The 20,869-nt window shown below is 37.6% G+C and carries 21 protein-coding genes; 13 read left to right on the top strand and 8 right to left on the bottom strand.

Going from position 1 to position 20,869, the window contains the following annotated elements; translation table 11 throughout:
• The first annotated feature begins 30 nt into the window (after positions 1-30).
• From argS to serS, 7 genes are all read left to right on the top strand, one after another.
• The gene (gene argS / locus D9V35_RS01270) at positions 31-1,836 is read left to right on the top strand and encodes an arginine--tRNA ligase (protein WP_122122971.1); all 1,806 of its coding nucleotides are present in this window, start codon (positions 31-33) and stop codon (positions 1,834-1,836) included.
• Positions 1,833-2,990, top strand: coding sequence for an SPOR domain-containing protein (locus D9V35_RS01275; protein ID WP_122122972.1), 1,158 nt, complete (start codon positions 1,833-1,835; stop codon positions 2,988-2,990). Before argS ends, D9V35_RS01275 begins: the two co-directional genes overlap by 4 nt.
• 27 nt (positions 2,991-3,017) lie before the next feature.
• Positions 3,018-3,875 carry a segregation and condensation protein A gene (locus tag D9V35_RS01280; protein WP_240993386.1) on the top strand — a complete coding sequence of 286 codons (858 nt, stop codon included), beginning with the start codon at positions 3,018-3,020 and terminating at the stop codon, positions 3,873-3,875.
• The gene (scpB, locus tag D9V35_RS01285) at positions 3,872-4,447 is read left to right on the top strand and encodes an SMC-Scp complex subunit ScpB (RefSeq protein WP_122122973.1); all 576 of its coding nucleotides are present in this window, start codon (positions 3,872-3,874) and stop codon (positions 4,445-4,447) included. The genes D9V35_RS01280 and scpB overlap by 4 nt, the downstream gene beginning before the upstream one ends.
• Before the next feature lie 69 nt (positions 4,448-4,516).
• Complete coding sequence (tatB, locus tag D9V35_RS01290) at positions 4,517-5,053, top strand: Sec-independent protein translocase protein TatB (RefSeq protein WP_122122974.1); 537 nt, start codon at positions 4,517-4,519, stop codon at positions 5,051-5,053.
• A complete protein-coding gene (gene tatC / locus D9V35_RS01295) occupies positions 5,050-5,841 on the top strand; it encodes a twin-arginine translocase subunit TatC (RefSeq protein ID WP_456304894.1) in 792 nt (263 codons plus the stop codon). Before tatB ends, tatC begins: the two co-directional genes overlap by 4 nt.
• A complete protein-coding gene (serS, locus tag D9V35_RS01300) occupies positions 5,841-7,121 on the top strand; it encodes a serine--tRNA ligase (protein WP_122122975.1) in 1,281 nt (426 codons plus the stop codon). The genes tatC and serS overlap by 1 nt, the downstream gene beginning before the upstream one ends.
• Positions 7,122-7,192: 71 nt before the next feature.
• Here the strand turns inward: serS and D9V35_RS01305 are convergent, their stop codons facing one another.
• Positions 7,193-8,050, bottom strand: a complete 858-nt coding sequence (locus tag D9V35_RS01305; protein WP_122124233.1) for an ATP-binding protein — start codon at positions 8,048-8,050, stop codon at positions 7,193-7,195.
• Between the two features lie 117 nt (positions 8,051-8,167).
• Between D9V35_RS01305 and yajC the strand changes: the two genes are divergently transcribed.
• Positions 8,168-8,614, top strand: coding sequence for a preprotein translocase subunit YajC (gene yajC, locus D9V35_RS01310; RefSeq protein WP_110439364.1), 447 nt, complete (start codon positions 8,168-8,170; stop codon positions 8,612-8,614).
• A 34-nt stretch (positions 8,615-8,648) separates the two neighbouring features.
• Here the strand turns inward: yajC and D9V35_RS01315 are convergent, their stop codons facing one another.
• Positions 8,649-9,257, bottom strand: a complete 609-nt coding sequence (locus D9V35_RS01315; protein ID WP_122122976.1) for a superoxide dismutase — start codon at positions 9,255-9,257, stop codon at positions 8,649-8,651.
• A 242-nt stretch (positions 9,258-9,499) separates the two neighbouring features.
• On the opposite strand from D9V35_RS01315, the gene D9V35_RS01320 reads away from it, so the two are divergent.
• Positions 9,500-10,264 (top strand): squalene/phytoene synthase family protein, encoded by a 765-nt coding sequence (locus tag D9V35_RS01320; protein ID WP_162988519.1) that lies wholly within the window; start codon positions 9,500-9,502, stop codon positions 10,262-10,264.
• Between the two features lie 92 nt (positions 10,265-10,356).
• On the opposite strand, the gene D9V35_RS01325 is transcribed toward D9V35_RS01320, so the two are convergent.
• Positions 10,357-11,400 (bottom strand): SDR family oxidoreductase, encoded by a 1,044-nt coding sequence (locus D9V35_RS01325; RefSeq protein WP_122122978.1) that lies wholly within the window; start codon positions 11,398-11,400, stop codon positions 10,357-10,359.
• A 284-nt stretch (positions 11,401-11,684) separates the two neighbouring features.
• Entirely contained in the window at positions 11,685-12,182 is a 498-nt protein-coding gene (locus tag D9V35_RS01330; RefSeq protein ID WP_122122979.1) for a hypothetical protein, read from the bottom strand.
• 496 nt (positions 12,183-12,678) lie between these two features.
• Between D9V35_RS01330 and D9V35_RS01335 the strand changes: the two genes are divergently transcribed.
• From D9V35_RS01335 to D9V35_RS01350, 4 genes are all read left to right on the top strand, one after another.
• Positions 12,679-13,155 (top strand): hypothetical protein, encoded by a 477-nt coding sequence (locus D9V35_RS01335; RefSeq protein WP_122122980.1) that lies wholly within the window; start codon positions 12,679-12,681, stop codon positions 13,153-13,155.
• 143 nt (positions 13,156-13,298) lie between these two features.
• A complete protein-coding gene (gene tyrS, locus D9V35_RS01340; RefSeq protein WP_240993387.1) occupies positions 13,299-14,549 on the top strand; it encodes a tyrosine--tRNA ligase in 1,251 nt (416 codons plus the stop codon).
• A 285-nt stretch (positions 14,550-14,834) separates the two neighbouring features.
• A complete protein-coding gene (pabB, locus tag D9V35_RS01345; RefSeq protein WP_205910313.1) occupies positions 14,835-16,496 on the top strand; it encodes an aminodeoxychorismate synthase component I in 1,662 nt (553 codons plus the stop codon).
• Between the two features lie 117 nt (positions 16,497-16,613).
• Entirely contained in the window at positions 16,614-17,873 is a 1,260-nt protein-coding gene (locus tag D9V35_RS01350) for a mechanosensitive ion channel family protein (RefSeq protein ID WP_122122982.1), read from the top strand.
• 71 nt (positions 17,874-17,944) lie between these two features.
• Here D9V35_RS01350 and D9V35_RS01355 read toward each other — a convergent pair whose 3' ends face one another.
• The 4 genes from D9V35_RS01355 to D9V35_RS01370 all read right to left on the bottom strand — a co-directional run bounded on the left by D9V35_RS01355 (position 17,945) and on the right by D9V35_RS01370 (position 20,806).
• Positions 17,945-18,748, bottom strand: coding sequence for an energy transducer TonB family protein (locus D9V35_RS01355; RefSeq protein ID WP_122122983.1), 804 nt, complete (start codon positions 18,746-18,748; stop codon positions 17,945-17,947).
• Positions 18,749-18,752: 4 nt separating this feature from the next.
• Positions 18,753-19,169 (bottom strand): biopolymer transporter ExbD, encoded by a 417-nt coding sequence (locus D9V35_RS01360; protein WP_122122984.1) that lies wholly within the window; start codon positions 19,167-19,169, stop codon positions 18,753-18,755.
• Positions 19,166-19,894 carry a tonB-system energizer ExbB gene (exbB, locus tag D9V35_RS01365; protein WP_110439375.1) on the bottom strand — a complete coding sequence of 243 codons (729 nt, stop codon included), beginning with the start codon at positions 19,892-19,894 and terminating at the stop codon, positions 19,166-19,168. The genes D9V35_RS01360 and exbB overlap by 4 nt, the downstream gene beginning before the upstream one ends.
• A 342-nt stretch (positions 19,895-20,236) precedes the next feature.
• The gene (locus D9V35_RS01370; RefSeq protein ID WP_122122985.1) at positions 20,237-20,806 is read right to left on the bottom strand and encodes a biliverdin-producing heme oxygenase; all 570 of its coding nucleotides are present in this window, start codon (positions 20,804-20,806) and stop codon (positions 20,237-20,239) included.
• Positions 20,807-20,869: the final 63 nt, after the last annotated feature.

The raw sequence follows: 20,869 nt of genomic DNA on the forward strand, positions 1-20,869 counted from the left end.
AAGGTGTTTATAAAGAAAGATAATTTTTGTATGGCTGAGCAGAATTTATATGTTTCCTTTTATCATTGTGTTATAAAGGCCTTGCGACAAATTTTACCTGATTTGTCAGAAGATTTGATAAAAAGAATTGAATTGACACCTACACGTGATGTTTCACATGGGGATATGGCGACGAATGCAGCCTTGATTACGGCAAAAATTGCCAAGCGTCGGCCACAGGAAATTGCCAAGGAATTGGCTGAACGCCTGCAATCTGTTTCTGGTATTGAAAAGGCTGAACCTGCTGGGCCGGGATTTGTGAATTTGAAATTGGCCCCTTCTGTTTTTCAAAATCTTGTTTCAACGATTTTGCAGATACAGGAAGCGTATGGAAACAGTCAAATTGGAAATAATATCAAAACCAACATTGAATATGTATCTGCCAATCCGACAGGGCCAATGCATGTAGGTCACTGTCGTGGCGCGGTCGTTGGGGATGTGTTAGCCAATTTGATGGCTAAGGCTGGTTTTGACGTTACCAAAGAATATTATATCAATGATGCGGGTAATCAGGTTGTTGCATTAACATGGGCAGCCTATTGGCGTTATGTTCAGGTTCTTGAAGGAGATTGTTCCCCGACTGATTTTGAAGAGCGTTACAAGACGTACATGCCAACTGGTTTACAATACCAAGGAGATTATCTTATTCCAGTTGGACAGGATCTTGCTCAGCAATATGGTAAGACATTATTGAAGGGCATAGAACAAAAACCGTTTCCAGCATGGTTTGAAAAAGTTAAACAGTGCGTTTTGACTCACATGATGCATGATATCCGCCAAGATCTGAAAGCTTTAGGTGTTTTGCAGGAAGAATTCATCTCAGAACGTGCAATTCTTGAATCTGGTATAGCCGATCAGGCAATTCGGATGTTGGAAAAAAAGGGACTGGTGTATACAGGTATACTGGAGCCTCCCAAAGGGAAATTGCCAGATGACTGGGAGGCTCGTCCACAAACACTTTTTAAATCAACGGCTTATGGTGACGACGTGGATCGTCCCTTACGGAAATCTGATGGCAGTGCAACATATTTTGCTAATGATATAGGTTATCATTATGATAAAATAAAAAGAGGTTATCAGATTCTATTGGATGTATGGGGTGCAGATCACGGTGGATATGTTACCCGTATGAATGCGGCAGTAAAAGCTCTAAGTCCAGTGGATGTGTCAACTGATTTTGAAGTTATTTTATGTCAGATCGTTCGAGTTGTTCGTAATGGTGAGGTTGTAAGGATGTCCAAACGGGCAGGCACTTTTGTAACATTACGCGATCTGATCGATGAAGTTGGAAAAGATGCGGTGCGGTTTACCATGTTAACACGTAAATCTGATGCGCAAATGAATTTCGATCTTGAACAGGTTGTTGCTCAAACCCGTGACAATCCTGTTTTTTATGTTCAATATGCGCATGCAAGATGCCGTTCCGTTTTGCGTTCTGCTGAAGAGATTTTTGGTCAAGAGCGATTAACGGCCTCCGATCTGGCAAAAGCGGATCTGTCCAATATCAGAAATGAAGAGGAATTAGCGGTTATGCGGCGACTTGCACAATGGCCCCGTACAGTTGAAAGTGCCGCTTTGATGCGTGAACCACATCGTATTGCCTATTATTTGATGGAGCTTGCATCAGATTTTCATGCATTGTGGAATGCCGGACGGGATGATGCGACTTTACGCTTTATCCAAAAAGGTGATGTTCATGGCACGTTGGCCAGAATGGCGTTGATTGAAGCTATTGCAAGTGTAATTCGTTCTGCTATGCAGGTCTTGGGAATAGAACCAGTTGAGGAAATGAGATGATGGATCAAAATTCACCTGAACCCCCTAGAAAAAGATCATTTTTTGATGATGATTCCATGGACACCTCTCGTTCGGGTCAGGGTAGAGAGAATATGATACGTGGACAAGACCCGCGTATGAATCCTGCCCGTGAAGATGATGGACGATTGTCTCCACGTCAAAATCGTCCTGATCCAAATGGCAGGGAAAGAATGGCATCACGTTATCATGAAGAAGACGATGAAGAAGACGAATATGATGAGGATTATGATCGTCGCGGACAGCCACGTTTCGCATTTATGCAGAATTTATTTCATGGAGATTCCTCGACACGTCGATTAGCCTATGCCGCAGCGGGAATTGGCGGTATTTTATTGCTTTTCATTGGAGGGTGGATGATGTCTCATACGGGACATCAGGGTATTCCCGTTTTTGAACCGCCTCAAATTGCTGCCAAGGAAAAACCTTTACCGGAAAACAACACAGAAACTATTGGTATGGATAAGGCTGAAGGTCAAATGGAAGCGAATGGAAAACCTGTTCTTGCGCCTGGACCTGAACAGGCTGACCCATCAGCATTAGCTGCACAATATGGAACAGGCAATTCAACAGCCTCTAATAATCAGACTCCCGCAGTGACCAATGTGAATGGCAATGTTATGGATAATGGAGTATCGTCTCCCAATAATGTACCTTTGGTTGCAGCTCCATCGACGGCAACGTCATCAATGGGTAATGACTTGCCAGAGAATAAAAACAAAAAGCAGGCACAATCAAAGGAAGATGAGGGTAATGTCTCAGATGAACAATCGGATGAGGCGGAAAAATCTGTTGCGCCTGTTCCTTCAAAAAAACCTATTCGGCATCATCGTCAAGATAACGGTAAAAAAGTCCCTTCTGTAAAATTGGAAGAAAAACGCGTAGGAAATGGTCATTTTATTGTGCAGCTGGCTGCATTAGGGTCAAATGCTGCAGCACAAAAACAATGGCAGGTCATGCGCAAAAAAGCTCCAGAGTTATTGGGGCAATATTCTCCCACCATTCAAAAGGCTAATGTTAAGGGTAATACGATTTATCGAATAAGAATTAAGGGTTTTACCTCCAAGACTCAGGCAAATAGTTTTTGTAGCCAATTGAAAACGAAAAGTCTTTCTTGCACGTTGGCCAATTTTTAATCTGGTTTTCATAAATCTGGTATAATAATGCGGCAATCGGATCTTGTTCATGAGACGGAAATGGAAAATCATTCTTCTTCATGGAATGATGAGACTTTCATTGTTCGGCTTGATGGATTTGAAGGGCCGTTGGATATGTTGTTGCAATTGGCTAAAACCCAAAAAGTTGATTTAACTCAGATATCAATTTTGCCACTGGTTGAGCAATATCTACAAATTATTGAATCTGCAAAAAAAATAAGATTGGAGTTGGCAGCCGACTGGTTGGTTATGGCGAGTTGGTTGGCATGGTTGAAATCATGTCTGTTATTGCCGCAAAAAACTGATCATTTTGGCGATACTGAACAGGCGGTTGATTTACTTCAAGAACGTTTGCAAGGGCTGGAACAAATCAATAAAGCGGCATTGTGGATGCAGGAGCGACCTTTATTGGGGAGCGAGGTTTTTGCCAGGGGATATTATGAAGATCTTACTTCAGTGGATTCCTCTGGATTGATATTGGATAGTGCACGTTTTATTGACGCATATATTCGGATATTCCATCGTAAAAATAAAAAAAGGGAGTGGCGAATTCGATCGTTTCATTTTTGGACGGTCAAAGATGCTCTAAATCGTTTGAAACGTTTACTTAAATCTCATCATGTACCTGGATGGCATGCGTTGGATGCTTTTCTACCCCGTTGGGAGGCAGTTAATAAAAAGGAGCAATCACCTGTCCAACAACAGCAACAATGGAAAGCCGCCTGGTGCGGAATGTTACTGGCTGGATTGGAGCTGGCAAAGCTTGGTGAAATAAAGCTTGATCAGCAAGAGCAGTTTGGTCAAATTCGATTGCAATCACGAAATGAAAATCAATCCTATCATAAAAATTTGGAAGCGGAATGAAGACGGACTTGGAAGATTTAAAAGGGTTGATCGAAGCATATATATTTTCGCAAACGGAACCTGTTTCAGAACAATCAATTGAATCTTTGCTAGAAAAAAATTCAATAAATTTAAATCCTGAGGGAAAGGCAACTGTTAGCATCCTTGACATTATTCATTCACTTCAAGAGGATTATGCGTATCGTGGCATTCGTTTATGTAAAGTTGCCGGTGGATGGCAATTTCGGACAGCTCAGGAATGGACGGCATATCTGGTAAAAATCATTGCCAGGCCAAAGCGTTTATCTCGTGCAACGATGGAAACCTTGGCCGTCGTTGCTTATCATCAGCCTTGCACTCGGACAGATATCGAAAAAATTCGAGGGGTCGGTTTAAGCCAAACTGTTTTGGAAACTTTATTGGGATATGGTCTTATCAAACCTTGTGGACATAAATCTGTACCAGGACGACCAACTTTATGGAAAACATCCAAAGAATTTTTAACTTATTTGGGGTTAAATGATTTAAATGATTTGCCAAAAAAAGAGGAGTTATTTGGAGATATTCCGTACCATTCTTTAAATGACGAATAAATAAGTGGTAATATCTTTGCTAAACAAATCATGATGCATATTATGGAAATAGAGGGGACAATATAAAGCATGTTTGATTTTTCTTGGGCAGAACTGATATTGATAGGGATTGTCAGCATGATATTTATAGGACCAAAAGATTTTCCAAAAATTGTCCATTGGTTTGGTGACGTAGTGAAAAAATGTAGGGGCATGGCACGTGAATTTCATAGTCAGGTGGATGAGATGGTTAAGGATCCAGACCTTAAGGAAGCCAAAGATCAGTTGATGAAATTACGTCGTATGAATATTAAAAGTGCAATATTGGATGTAATCGATCGAGATAGAACACTTCAGGAGAATTTAAATTCCCCCCTAAATCAAACATCTATTCAATCTCCGAAACCTTATGAAATTCCTTTTTCAAATAAAGAGCCTGAGATTATTCCCGAATATTCAGCGTCAACCGATCATAAGGAACCTGATCTGGAAGCTTTGGCAAAAAAAGATCCAGCTCCAATTTTTTTTCCTCCTGCAATTGCTCAGCGTTTACAGGTTAAAAGATCGGCTCCACCTGTTCCAGCGATGATTCCACCACAAATTGTCAATTACAGGGAACAGGGATGATCATGAATATTCCCGAAGAAGAAGAGTTGATCAATGATAAATCAATGTCTCTGATGGAACATTTTATTGAGTTACGTCGCCGAATGATTGTCTGTCTGGCAACTTTTTTGATTGCTTTTGGGTTTTGTTATTACTATTCGGAACAAATCTATATGTTCTTGGCCCACCCCTTGGCGCAAGCCATGCGACAACAGGGAGAACAACCCCATCTTATTTATACGGCCTTATATGAGGCATTTTTCACTTATATCAAGTTGGCATTTTTCGGTGCAATTTTTTGTTCATTTCCTATGTTTGCCATTCAAGCATGGATATATATCGCCCCGGGATTATATCGAAATGAAAAAAGGATATTTGCGCCTTTTTTGGTTGCAACCCCGATTTTGTTTTTACTGGGTGCAGCGCTCGCTTATTTCTTTGTCTTTCCTTTTGCCTGGAAATTCTTTTTATCTTTTCAGGTTGGGGGGGATCATAATATGCATATTGAATTGCAAGCCAAGGTTTCCGAATATCTTTCGTTAGTTATGCGGTTAATCATGGCTTTTGGTATTGCATTTGAGCTTCCTGTCATGTTGACATTGATGGCAAAAATAGGTTTTGTGACTTCATTAAAGTTAAAGAAATTCAGAAGATATGCATATGTTATTGCTTTTGTAATTGCTGCAGTTCTTACACCTCCCGATGTAATTACACAAACTTCCTTGGCTATCCCTTTAATTATTTTATATGAGATTTCAATTTTATCTGCCCGAATGGTGGAACCCAAACCAGAAAAGGAATTATTATAATGCATGATTTTCGTGCTCTGCGTTCTGATCCTGTGGCTTTTGATAACGATTTGGCCCGTCGTGGATTATCTGCAGTTAGTCAGACATTATTATCGTATGATGAGGAACGGCGCTCATATTTGAATGAGCTGCATCAAAAACAAGCTGATCGAAATAACATTTCAAAACAAATTGGTCAGTTAAAACGGAATAAAGAAAACAGTTCCGTTTTGGAAGCTCAAGCCATAAGGTTACGTCAGGAAATAGATTCATTGCAGACGCGTGCGGATAAACTGGATCAACAAATTTTTGAGGTTCTGGCAAGTTTGCCTAATCGTTTGGCTGTGGAGGTTCCGACGGGAAAAGATGAAACTGAAAATGTTGTTGTACATTATTGGGGAAAAATACGTGAATTTGGTTTTACTCCATTGCAGCATTTCGAGTTGGGCGAAAAATCAGGGTTGATGGATTTTAATGCAGCTATCAAATTAGCGGGCGCACGGTTCAGCATTTTACGTGGAGCGTTGGCAAGACTTGATCGTGCCCTCGGACAATTTATGCTGGATTTTCATACAACTGAACATGATTACGAGGAATATGTCGTTCCATTACTAGTTAATGAACAGACCATGTTTAACACGGATAAATTGCCTAAATTCGGGGATCAGTCTTTTTGTACAAAAGATGATCGTTGGCTAATTCCAACAGCAGAGGTCCCTCTGACAGGAATACAGGCAGGTGAAATAATCAATTATGATCAATTACCTGTTCGCAGAACTGCTTTAACCGCCTGCTTCCGAAGTGAAGCAGGAGCTGCTGGTCGTGATACAAGGGGATTAATTCGACAGCATCAATTTTATAAGGTTGAAATGGTCAGTGTGACCGCACCTGAAGAAAGTGAAAAAGAGCATGAACGGATGACCCGTTGTGCCGAAAAGGTTCTTGAAAAATTGGAATTACCCTATCGTCGTGTCTTGTTATGTTCTGGTGATACTGGATTTGGGGCAGCAAAAACCTGGGATCTGGAAGTTTGGCTGCCAGGCCAACAAGCCTGGCGCGAAATCTCATCTTGTTCCAATACACGTGATTTTCAGGCGCGTCGCATGAACGCTCGCTATCGCCCACAACCTGAAGAAGGTAGAAAAACAACTCCGGTATTTCTGCATACTTTAAATGGATCTGGTGTTGCAGTTGGACGGGCTTTGGTTGCTGTTATGGAAAACTATCAAAATGAGGATGGTTCAATATCTATTCCTGAAGTGCTTCGATCTTATATGGGTGGTATTGAAAAAATCGGATAATGAAATATAACAAAAGGGGATAAAATTCACCCCCTTTTGTTTTCGGACTGTCAAACTGTAAAAAAAAAGTGTTATCCACTGGATAATTTGGCCGTTAAATCCTCTATAAATTGCCAGGCAACACGACCATTTCTGGCACCACGAGTAACTGACCATTCGTTGGCCTGTGCTATGAGATCCTCTTTTGAAATGGGTAATTTTCTTGCTTTTGCATATTCTGTTACAATCTGATCAAATAAATCTTTGGAACAATTATGAAATCCGATCCATAATCCAAAACGATCAGAAAGAGATACTTTTTCCTCAATGGCTTCAGAAGGATTAATGGCGGAAGAGGATTCATTTTCAATCATATTCTTTGGCATTAAATGTCTACGATTGCTTGTGGCGTAAAATAACACATTTTCTGGGCGTCCGGCAATTCCACCGTCTAATACAGATTTGAGCGCTTTATAATCACGGTCTTCTGATTCAAAGGAAAGATCATCTGAAAAAATGATGAATTTGTAAGACAGAGGTTTCAATAACCGTAAAAGAATGGGCAGGGAGTAGATATCATCCCTGGGAATTTCAATAATTTTCAAAAGAGGGCAAATGGTTGATAGTTTGCTGTTTACTTCATGATAAACCGATTTGATCAATGAAGATTTTCCTGTTCCCCTTGCCCCCCATAAAAGAACGTTATTGGCGGGAAGATTTTTGGCAAAATGATATGTATTCAGAAAAAGTGTTTCTTTTTGGTTTTCGATACCTTGTAACAGATGAAAGTCGATAAAAGACATGTTCTGAATGGGTGTCAATTCATTATTCTGGGCGGACCAGATAAAACAGTTATATTTATCAATATTTTCAATTTTTGGCTGAGGAGGGGCAAGTCTCTCTAGGGAAATCGCGATACGTTCCAGTAAGGGGATAAGGGATTGAGTCATCTTTTTTCCGGTTTTCATGATCTTGTAGTATGCGAGATACTTTATATAGTGTATGAAGGTGCCTATAATGATAGATGATCAATATACGTAATGTGAATAAGATAGGAAAGCAGTTTGATGATCAATTTTATGGATTTATTTATTACTCCTGCCTATGCGCAAAGTGCAGGCGGTGGTGGAGGTGGTACTGCCACAATCATGAGTTTACTGCCTTTTATTGGAATATTTCTGGTATTTTATTTTATTGTTATTATGCCGCAGCAAAAAAAAGCCAAGCAAGTTCGTGAAAAAATGAAAGCATTGCGACGGGGTGATAAAATTGTAACCGCGGGTGGAATTGTTGGTAAAATTGTACGCAACCAGGAAGATTCAGATCAAATGGAAGTGGAAATTGCGTCAAATGTTCGAGTAATGGTTGTTCGTAGTACTGTTACGACTGTTTTGGAAAGTAAGGCCCAAACAGAAAATACCCAATCCAAGATAAAAAACCAAGGTAAAAAAGAAGCCAAAGAAAATAAGGCTGTTACATTGGATAAAGCTGATGAAACGGTAAAAGCGGAATAAAAAACCGGCGAAATGCCGGTTTCCTTGATACAGTTTATTTTGCGTTTATTTGGGCTTCTGCAAAATCATAATTTGCGAGATTATTAAGGAAATTATCCACAAAATCAGGGCGGCGATTACGGAAATCAATATAATATGCATGTTCCCATACATCAATGGTTAATAAAGGTTTTCCCTGACCCTCGGAAATTGGGTTTTTTCCATTTGGTGTTTTGGTAACGATTAATTTATTGTCAGAAGTCAAAACCAGCCAAGCCCATCCCGAGCCAAATTGCGTGGTAGCGGCCTTTTTGAATTCAGCTTTGAAATTTTCAACTGAACCAAAATTTTTACGGATTAACTCTTCAAATGCAGGAGACATTGAACCACCATCAGGACTTAGGGAATTCCAGAATAAAGAATGGTTGTAATGTTGACCTGCATTATTCAAAACAGGTGTTAAGGATTTATCCTTTGCTGCCGTTACAATTAATTCTTCTAATGATTTCCCTTCAAGTGCAGGGTTTGCTTTGATAAGATCATTCAGGGTATTAACATAAGCTTGATGATGCTTGTCATGGTGAAATTGCATGGTTTCTTCGCTCATTCCTGAACGAGCCAGAGCATTATAGGGAAAGGGAAGTTGTGGTAATTCAAAAGACATTTGGTTCCTCGATATATTACAATAATTTTAAAAAATTATATAAGACCTTTTTGGTTCTTAATTCTCTTATATAGAGATTATGCGGAATTTTACAGAGATTAATTGATAAATTTTTTAGGCACATCTCCTTCATAAATTATATATATCTTTTGAAAATGATTAAAGAAAAATCTAAACCCCTTTCTTTTTGCGGCCAATATATAAGAAAGTCTGATCCAGATCACTTCTTTTGCGCGCTTTTTATGCCTTCTGATTTACGAGAACAATATTTTCGTTTATTGGCATTTTATACCGAGATTACTCGGGCCGTGACCCTATCCTCTTCATGGGATGTGGCAGGGCCAATGGCGGGTTATATCCGTTTGCAATGGTGGCGGGACTTGTTGGCAAACAAACCCGACCGGGATCATGAAATTGCGCCTTATATCAAGGATTCTCTGGATCGAAATTTGTTTTCTGCTGAAGATCTTTTAAAAATCATTTCCGCTCGCGAAGAAGAATTAGAGGGTATAAAAAATTGGAATCATTGGGATTCGATAATGGTGCGGTCTGTTGGACAAATTCAGCGGATTCTTGCAAATCTTTTTAAAATAAGAGAATTACCGTTGGTTGAAGCGGTGATTGCAGCGGGTATTGCCAGTGAAACCGTTCATATTTCAAAAAATTTACCGAATATATTTAGAAAAGGGCGTTGTCCTTTGCCAGCAGAGATAATTCATGATTTCTCGTTACAACGGTCAGAAAACGGAATTAGCGTAACACCATCAGAACTTAATGCAATCCGTGATATTTTAATAGAAAAGGCATATTTTTATTTGCGAAGAAGCGAGAAGGCTTGTTTGTTAGATCGTCAATACAGATCCGTTATTTTACCTCTTATTTTGGCCAAACGGGATCTACACAGGTTTGAACAATGGGATCATTTGTCCCGGAAACGTGGAATTGGAGACAAGTTGTCCGTTATAAAGGCAAATTATTGGGTTAAATTGAAAATAAGCGAGACTTAGAAAGATGATTTTTTATAAAAAAGGTTCATTATAAAATTAATGAACCTTGAAAATAATGGATATTAGAGATTATAAAGCAGAAAATAATAAGATTATCCAGGTTGTCCTGTTCCTCCCACAATTCCCCAGCTTTGCCCTGTTACATAAGATGATTCAGTAGAGGCAAGTGTAACATACAAGGGAGCGATTTCTGCAGGTTGCCCAGGTCGTTTAAACGGACTTTCACCACCAAAGTTGGGAATAGCTGATTGGGGCTGAGCCCCGCAAATTTGTAGGGGGGTCCAGAAAGGTCCTGGATCAACACAGTTGACACGTATTCCTTTGGGAAGAAGCTGTTTGGCCATTGATTTGGTAAAGTTGCTGATACCTGCTTTGGACATGCCATAATCCACCAGAATTTCTGGAGGCATATATGATACGAGTGAAGAGGTGGTGATGATGGAACTGCCAGGTGGCAAATGTGGAATGGCAGCTTTGGTGATCCAGAAAAGTGCATAAAGATTGGTTTTCATTGTCCAATCAAATTCTTCTGTTGTTATATCAGTCAGTTGTTCAGAATATTTTTGTCTTCCAGCCACATGGGCAAGAATATCTATTTGACCCAATTTGGCTACAGCATCTGCAACAAGTTTTTTACAGAAATCCTCATTCCGGATATCACCGGGTAATGCAACAGCCTTACGTCCGGCTTTTTGAATAAGATCAATGACCTCTTTTGCATCAGGTTCTTCTTGTGGTAGATAATTGATGGCAACATCCGCTCCTTCACGTGCAAAGGCTATAGCGGCAGCGCGTCCAATACCGGAATCACCTCCTGTAACTAGTGCGTGCCGTCCTTTTAAACGTCCGCTTCCCTGATATGTTTTTTCTCCGCAATCAGGAGCAGGTTGCATCTTGGACTGTAAACCAGGCCAAGGTTGTGGCTGTTTAGAAAAGGGAGGCGTTGGGTATAGGGACATTGGGTTTTTTAGAGGAGGAACAGATTTATTTTCAACATGTTCAGGCATGGCATGAATACTCCTGTTTGTCGCTAAAGCGGCAGCTCCAACAGCGACACCGGTAAGGACTTGGCGACGAGAGTTGGTATGAAATACGGAAGAATTCGCATTATTCTCAGACTTTTCTTTTTCAGACATATTTATCACCTAAAGAAATTTGAGAAATATAAAATAATAAATTAATAATTAAATTTTATTACTTGGATAAGTTTATTAATTATTATTGGCAAAATTATTTTATATTATATAACTCATTATAATTTCTATTCTATATTTTAAATATTTTAAATTCAATATATTTTAATTTATTACTTAATTATATAGCAAATAATGAAATGCTATGAGATATAGTTATTCTATGAATTTTAATGAAAAAAATTAACTGAAGAAAAGAGAGTTTCTCCAGTTATTAAATGTTATCTTTATTTGCTTAAAGATGCTGGTTTATTGGGTTGATCAGGCTGACTTTCGATTATATCTTTTATATGTTTCAGTTCCCGATATATATCGCTATTTTTGTCTTTGGCCTTTGTTTCTAATTCATTGAGTTTTTTATAAAGGTCACTGTTCTTATCATTAACTTGTGTTTTAAGATATTCAATTTCTTCATTTAAATCTTTCTTTTTATCGTGTGTATAGGTTTTAAGTTGTTCCAGATTTTTGTGTAAATTGCTGTTTTTGTCTTGGATTTGCTTTCCCAGCTTATCTAGATCTTTATCGAAATCTTGGTTTTTTTCATGAGCGTAGGATTTTAGAAAATCAAATTTTTGATGCATCATGTTATCTCCCGTTGGGGAGTGATTAATGGTCGTTTTTGATTCGTCTGTGACTTGGGTAGTTTCAGCCAAGGCTGGACAGGATAAAAGTAATCCCAGAAAAGCGCTATAGGACAGTAAAAGTCTTTTTTTTATAATCCTCATAATTACCATACCCATTTTGATATAAGTTTATCTTTTAATAATATTAATCCCGGTTGTGATGTTTTGGGTCAATCTTACCTAATAAAATGATTATTTTTAATTATATATCTTACCGGAAATATGATCAACCTTACCCAATAAATTGACAATACTTATCAGACCTTATCGAAATCAGAATTAAAGCCATCTATCGTGTTATAATCATTATCGTAAACCTAGCTGTCACCTGCATTGGCATAGGAAAAAGACAAATGGTTTAAAAAATTACTGAAATAAAAATTTAGTTAATTTATAAATGTATGTTGGATTTCCAAAATTTTTTAGGCTTAAATAAAATATTAAATGTTATTAATTGTTATTTGAATATAATTGTTCAAGAAAAGTTTTTTTGTCCGATCACTCGGATGCAAACCATAAAAAGATAATCAAAAAACATTCACCATTTGTCTAAAAAAATATTATAATCTAGGCGATTATTAAGGGATATGAGCGAATTATGAAAAAATACCAACTTTTCTTATTCATGATTGGGATAAGTCTATATGATTCATCAAGTCATTCAATTTATGCCAAGCCTTCTGTGACAACTAAGGAAACCCCGAATGAAGAATGGAATATCCATCAATCGGAGAATAAGTATAATACTGATACTGGCATTTTTCCATCCTATCATAAAAAAAGAGGTTTATACCCTTCCAAACATCAGATGCATAATCCGCTACGTAAAAAAGGTTGGCATACTCATCCAGATCCCTATATCGAGGAGGGGGGTGTCTATACCAATTCTGAACATCCTGCCTTGACAGATGATCAATCGACTATGCGTGAATATACAAGTGGAACACCTAATCATTATGTTTCACCCCCGTCTATTTTGTTAGGGTTAAAACATTCACGCCAGTCTCAGCAAAAGGTCAGGATCACTGACCCGTCAAATGGGTATGCACCACCCATTTCATTACCCCCTTCATAAAAAGAGTCTCTTTAGTTTTGAGGAACAATCAAAGCGTGTTCTTTGATTTTAAACTAATTCATGATACATAGAAAAATTTGATTTGCCGAGTTCAAGTCAACGTTAATTAAATTTTTGACCAAATCTGATTTTGAGATAATATTATGACCCCAAAAAGTTCGTTTATGCAGGAAGCACAGGCACGAGGATTTATTTTTCAGGCGACTGATCTGGAAAGTCTGGATGAGCGTATGGCAAAAGGTTCTATTTCTGGATATATCGGATTTGATCCAACAGCTGACAGTTTGCATGTCGGGTCTTTGGTACAGCTGATGCTGTTGCGTTTATTGCAAAAACATGGACATCAGCCCGTTGCTTTAGTTGGTGGTGGAACAGCCCAAATCGGAGACCCCTCTTTCCGGGAAGAAGCACGCAGCTTGATGAATCAGGGTACAATTGACCGGAATTTAGATGGAATTGTCCAGAATATTCATCAAATTTTACAACCTGGATCAGGGGAAAACAAAACAATTACGGTTGATAATGCAGAATGGCTGAAAAAGCTTTCCTACATTGACTTGCTAAGAGATGTTGGCATTCATTTTTCAGTTAACCGTATGTTATCCTTTGACAGTGTTAAAACACGTTTGGAAAGAGAACAAGGGTTATCATTTCTTGAATTTAACTATTCCATTTTGCAATCATATGATTTTCGCGAATTAAATCGTCGTTATGGAACTGTTTTACAGATGGGTGGTTCAGATCAATGGGGAAATATTGTATCTGGTGTAGAACTTGTACGTCGAATGGAGGGAAAACAGGTATTTGGATTAACAGCCCCCTTATTGACAACAAGTTCAGGGGCCAAGATGGGAAAAACAGCCAAAGGAGCCATTTGGCTTAACAAGGAGAAATGTTCGGTTTTTGATTTCTGGCAATTTTGGCGTAATACGGAAGATCAGGATGTTGGTCGTTTTCTTAAACTTTTCACAGATCTTTCCATTCAGGAATGTGAACGTTTAGCCGCTTTGCAAGGAGCGGAAATAAACGAGGCGAAAAAAATGCTGGCAACAGAAGTGACCGCAATTTGTCATGGTCGTAGCGCAGCAGAAGCCGCACAGAAGGCGGCTAGAGACATATTTGAGCAGGGTAAACTGGCTCAAGACGGATTACCCGAAATAGTCTTGCCCACCGAAATGCTACAACAGGGTGTTCCTGTTTTTCGTTTATTTGTTCTTGGAAAGTTAGTGAATAGTAATGCGGAAGCCAGAAGATTAATTCGAGGGGGTGGAGCAAGAATTAATGATGAAAAAATTAGTGATGAGGGACAAATTATTACTGATGATGCGTTATGTGATGGGGTTATTAAGCTGTCATCAGGTCGTAAAAATCATATATTGATACGTTGTCGATAGTATAAGGATGCTATTTTTAATATTACCGTTTAGAACAATCGTTTTTTGTCTTAACCTTTTAAAAACCAAATATCGGTTTTAAAAGATTTATTTTCATGATTTGGTTTTTATACAATTAAATGAATCATTTTCTATCAATGATTATAAAATAAATATACATCGCTGTATTATTATAGAATTAGATTAAAAAATTGATAATTTTATAGTGATTATCTTTTTTCGTTTACGGTTTTTATGAAATTACAGTTTGATTTTTTAAACTATCCTTACAATTTCGAAAATGTTTTGAGGATTATACAAACACGTCAGTTGGATAAGGTTTTATCCTGTATACAGGAAATAGAGGAATGGGTAGGAAAAGGATATTATGCAGCAGGATTTATAACGTATGAAGCCGCGTCTGCCTTTCGTTCTTATTTGATAACGCATCCTCCTGAAAAAATGCCATTGTTATGGTTTGGTATTTTTGAAAAACCGATAAAAAGAAAATTCAAACCACAATCTAAAAAAATTGATTTTGGATTAATGAATTGGCAACCTGATTGTTCATGGCATGAATATCAACAAGCTATTGCAGCTGTTAAAAATCATATTGCTGACGGTGATACCTATCAGGTGAATTATACACTGAGAATGGGAACGGATTTCCAGGAAGACCCGTATGAGTTCTATCTGCATATGTTGCAGGCCCAACAATCAAGTTATAGTGCATATCTGGATATTGGATTGTTTCAAATTCTTTCGGCATCTCCGGAATTGTTTTTTCAGGTAAAAGAAAGGAAAATTACTGCTAAACCGATGAAAGGAACAGCCCCAAGGGGATTAATCTTAACGGAAGACCTTGAAAACAGGAAAATATTGAATAATGAAAAAAATCGTGCTGAAAATTTGATGATTGTTGACTTGCTGCGTAACGATTTGGGACAAATTGCAGAGCAGGGAAGTGTGAAGGTTTCATCTTTGTTCGATAAAGAAAAATATCCTACAGTTTGGCAACTCACTTCAGAAATAACTGCACGATTAAAGGAAAAAACAACATTATTGGATATTTTTAGGGCGTTATTTCCATGTGGTTCTATAACTGGTGCACCGAAAGCAAATACAATGAAAATTATTCGAAAGCTTGAAAAACAGCCGCGTGAAGTTTATTGTGGTGCTATTGGGATAGTAACCCCTGATCAAGAAGCGATATTTTCCGTTCCTATTCGAACGTTGGTTGTCCAAAATAAAAAAGCTGTATATGGTGTTGGAGGAGGAATAACTTGGGATTCCACTTCCAAGGATGAATATCGTGAGGTTATTCATAAAATACAGGTTTTGTATGATCGCCGGATACCCGATCATTTACTTGAATCAGTCTTGCTAGAGAATGGATGTTATTTTCTTTTATCTTTACATCTGGACCGGCTGAAAAAATCGGCTGAATATTTTGATTTTTTCTTTAACCAGGCAGAATTGTTAAAAAGCCTGCAACATCTCTCTTGTCAATATGAACGAGGATGCTGGAAGGTAAGAATATTGTTAGATCAAAAAGGGTTAATTCAGATAGAAATTAATGCTATTCAGTCTTTACATCACGATTTGATCGCAAGATGGGCGAAAGAACCTGTTTTGTCAGATAATATGTTTCTATACCACAAAACGACAAAAAGGGATTTTTATCCTTCTGTTACATTGGATTGTGAACAATTACTTTTTAATGAGAGAGATGAAGTTACAGAATTTGTCAATGGAAATATTCTTTTGTGTAAAGGGGGGAAATGGGTTACGCCACCTGTCTCTTCTGGCCTCTTGAGAGGAACGATGTGTCAATATCTGTTGGATCAGGGCATGGCGACAGAACAGGTGATTTATAAACAGGATATACAGGTAGGAAGTCAGATCGCTTTTATAAACAGTGTTCGTAAATGGCGTAAAGTGATCTGGAAAAATTCGTTAAACGATTAAAATACTACAGATAAGATATTAAGATATCGAAGATATATTTGGGTTAAAATAACCAGAATTTTTAATGAGATTATTAATGAAAAATTATTTTATCGCACAATTAATCAAGAGGTTAATATGCAACAACATATTATAGATTTTTTACAGCAACATGGTTTTAAATTTAATCAGTTTACTTTGTTTTTAACAGCTGTATCTATTATCATCCTTACGGCGGCCATTGTTCATGTGATTTTACATCGGATTGTGTTGGTCCGATTGGTTCAATTTGCACAAAAAAGCACGCGACTATGGAGCAAGGTCGTTACAGAGAATCAGTTATTTAGCCGTATGGCTTTTACTGTGCAGGGGTTGATTGTCATACTGCAGACCACTTTTTGGGTGCATCAGGGTGTGAAAACGCTAGTTTTTCTTATGATTGCCGCAAAAGTTTGGGTATTGGTCTGTGCACTTCTGTCAATATTTTCATTTCTGGATATTGTTTTAAAATTTGCAAGTAAGCTGGATATAGCGGCACGGCTTCCGCTTGGAGGTATATTTCAGGGATTTAAATTATTGGCCGCACTGCTTTTTGGTATTTTTATTCTTTCCGTACTAATTGACAAATCGCCACTTATCCTGATCAGTGGACTGGGAGCCATGGCAGCTGTCATCATGTTGGTTTTTAAGGATTCCATTCTGGGCTTATCAGCGGGAGTTCAGTTATCTGCAAATAATATGATGCGTGTAAATGACTGGATACAAATGCCCAAATATGGTGCGGATGGAATTGTAATGGATATTGGTTTGACAACTGTCAAGGTTCGCAATTTTGATAATACAATTACGATGATTCCTACCTATGCGCTTGTTTCCGATTCTTTTACCAATTGGCGTGGAATGCAGGAATCTGGCGGTAGACGGATCAAACGTTCTGTGTATATTGATGTTACAACCGTTCATTATATAACACCTGAGGAAAAGGAAAAAATATTAGAAAGCAAGTTGCTTCAACCCTTTGCAAATTCAGAAAAAAATAAGGACAGGGTTGATCATAAAGAATTCATTATGGATTTAGGCAAATATTTATCCAAAGGCCAGTCAATCACAAATCTGGGTCTTTACCGTATCTATTTGGATTTATATTTGAAAAATCATCCTCGTATTCTTAATCAGATGACCTATATGGTGCGACAGATGGCCCCCGATGCAACAGGATTGTTACCGTTGGAGATTTATGGATTTAGCAATACAGTTGTCTGGAAGGATTATGAAGCCATTCAATCGGAAATTTTTGAACATGCCTATGCGGTTATTGAGGAGTTTTCATTAAGTGCATATCAAAATCCATCAGGAAACAGTTCATCTGTGACAGTTTATCAGGGAAATGCTGCATAATGATTGATGTGTAGTAAGACAAGAATTTGTTGAACAGATTAACATTTAGATATTGTTTAACAAATTTCTTTTTATTGTTTTATATGAAATTCTATAGGAATATCCAAATTAATTAGTAAACCTTGGATATCATCGGGTGGAGGAGGAAGTTTTTTAACTCGGTGGGATAAAGTAAGGACTTCTCGATCCAGGATCAAATATCCGGAACTTTTTGCAAGACTGCTTGTTAGGATGATTCCCTGGCGATTTATGGTAATATGCAAAATGGCGGTTCCCTCTAGGTCATCAGCTTGAGCTTCGGGCGGGTAATGTTTGAAACGTTCGAATTTATTTAAAACCATTCCCTGCCAGTTAGCGGATGTTGAAGAAGTGTGTGTGACTTGTGCGTTTTGATCCTTTTCTGGTGGATGATCGGTATTATTATTTTTTGATGTGGATGTTGAATTTGATCCAGATTGAGAAGTATGTTGTGGAATAATATGTTGGGAAGGTTGCTTTATTTTGAGTTTAGAGAATTTTTCTATTCTTGGTATATCAGGTAGAATATTTGAGACAGAAAATTTTGGCAATAATTTTTGAATGGGTGTCAAGGGTTCTGTTTTGGCAAGTGTTGTAGGTTTATTCAATAATGGTGAAGTCGGAGTTTCTGTTCGATTGGGGGATAAGTCAAGTACAAGAGTATTGCTTTCAGTAACAACGGGTTTGTTGGGAACTGAAGAATTATTGTAAAAAAGAAAAAAAGGAAAAATAAGAATTAATAAAGAGACGATAAAGGAAACAATTATTATATAACGGTTTTCTTTAGATCTGAGATCATTTCGATTGGCTTGCCATTCTGTAAAGGAAATTTTGTCAGTAATCGTGGAGGTTTTCATGCCATTATTGTTTGTTTTGTAAATTTACCAAAGAAATTTTATGATAACCCGCGGCACGGAGTTGATCCATTACCATAATGAAAGAGCCGTAATCAATTTTGGTATCCGCATAAAGAAAGATATGTTCTTCCTTATTGCCGTTTGTTGCAGTGTTAATACTGGGATTGATATCTTTTAATAAAATAGTTTTATCATTTAAGGTTAGAGTATGGTCTGTTTTCAGTGTTAGATAAACAGGGTGGTTGGGTTGTTCCATGTTTTTTGAGGAAGAGTAAGGCAAAGTGACCGGAATTTTTACTGTTGTCAAAGGTGCTGTAATCATAAAGATAATTAGGAGAACCAAAACCACGTCAATAAATGGTGTGACATTGATATCGCACATTTCTTTTGAATCGTTATCAGCATGACGCATACGGATCATGATATTTTTTCTCCCATCATTTTTGGTTGAAAGGGTATGATCTGTGTATTCTTGTCTTTTATTTGCAACTTGCTTATGTCACGAGAAACCAGACGCATGAAAATGGTACTTAAGTCTGCAATTTTTGATCTGCAATTAGCGTTTGAACGAAGAATCATATTATAGAATATTACGGCAGGAATAGCGGTAACCAGACCAACAGCCGTGGCAAGTAAGGCTTCTGCAATTCCCGGGGCAACAGCTGTTAGACTTGTTGTTTGGGTGGAAACGATCCCTGTGAACGATGTCATGATTCCCCATACTGTTCCAAATAAACCTATAAACGGTGAAATCGCACCAATGGTTGCCAAAAAACCGGTTCCTTTATTTAAATAATGACCTTCATTGCTTTCAATTCTTTCTAATAACAATACAATCCTTTCCTTCAGCCCTTCCGAATCATGTGTCAAAACATTGGAACACTGATATTCATCCGTGATAGCCAATAACATTGTCCTACCAATTCCTTTTTTGGAAAGATCAATGTCAGGCATCAATTCTTTGGCATTTTGTAAACGGAACTTATCAATCAAAAGGTTATGGTTGAGGCGGAAAATCTCTATATATTTCGCTATAAAAATTGTCCAGCTGATTAAACAGGCAAGTAAAAGCATGATCATGACAAACTGCACAACAGGATTTGCATTTTCAAATAGTTGCCAGGGTGAAAAAGATAAAGTGGTCATTAGTTATCTCCATATAGACGATGAGAGATAAAATATGATCCTATAAATGTATCTGACATGATGTTAATCCAATAAGATCCTGTATATTTAATAAATTTTTTAACAGGCAATTCAACTTAATGAATTTTATCTTATATTAAGTGATATTAATTATCAATATTAAGTGATATTAATTATCATTATCAAATTATAGAGCTGGTATTAAACTGGATGGGAAAGCCTAAGATTAAATATTTTTCTGTATCGTAAAAAATAGAAAATTTTTATGTAAAGATGGCAATAAGGATATTTGTATTTAAAACCGGGTTATTTAATAAATAACCGGTTTTATGTAATTTAAAGTTATGTGGTTACAAATTTAGCATAGGCAAGGATTTGGCTAAATGCGGTGGTGGCACTTTTAATGGTGGTATGAATATCCAATTTTGCCTGGTTAATTGAATTTTGAAATATTCTCCAGGATGCGCCTCTTCCATCTTGATCTGGTGCCATATGTCGTGCCCCATAATTTTCAGATAAACCAATTTTTTCCACACGTTTCAAAAGCGTATTTGCCCCAAGTTTAGATCCTTCGACAACATAAAGAAAACCTACCGCCTCAGAAGCATTCGTTGTGTTTGGTGAAGTCAAGGTAGTGGAAGGGATATCAATTTTTAAATCTTTCAAATCCTCTTTCACTTTTTCAAAGCGGTTGCGATTGATGAGATCGGGGATAATGACTGTTAACGTTTGGTCATGATAATAACTGTTGGCATCACGATGAATATAATATTGAAGTGAGAGAAATTTCTTGTAGAGTTCAATGTTGTTGAATAATCCAAGGCTGGTAAGATAATGATCCAATTTTTCGTGAGTTTCTCGTGTTTGTAGACGTAAAGCTTCTGTTAAAGTAAGGGTTCCTGAATCTGTCATGGTTGTGTTTCCATTATTGCATGAAAATTAATCAGTTAAGTTGGCTAAATTTATTTAACATTA

This window comes from Commensalibacter melissae, assembly GCF_003691365.1.
In the GTDB taxonomy this organism is placed as follows: domain Bacteria; phylum Pseudomonadota; class Alphaproteobacteria; order Acetobacterales; family Acetobacteraceae; genus Commensalibacter; species Commensalibacter melissae.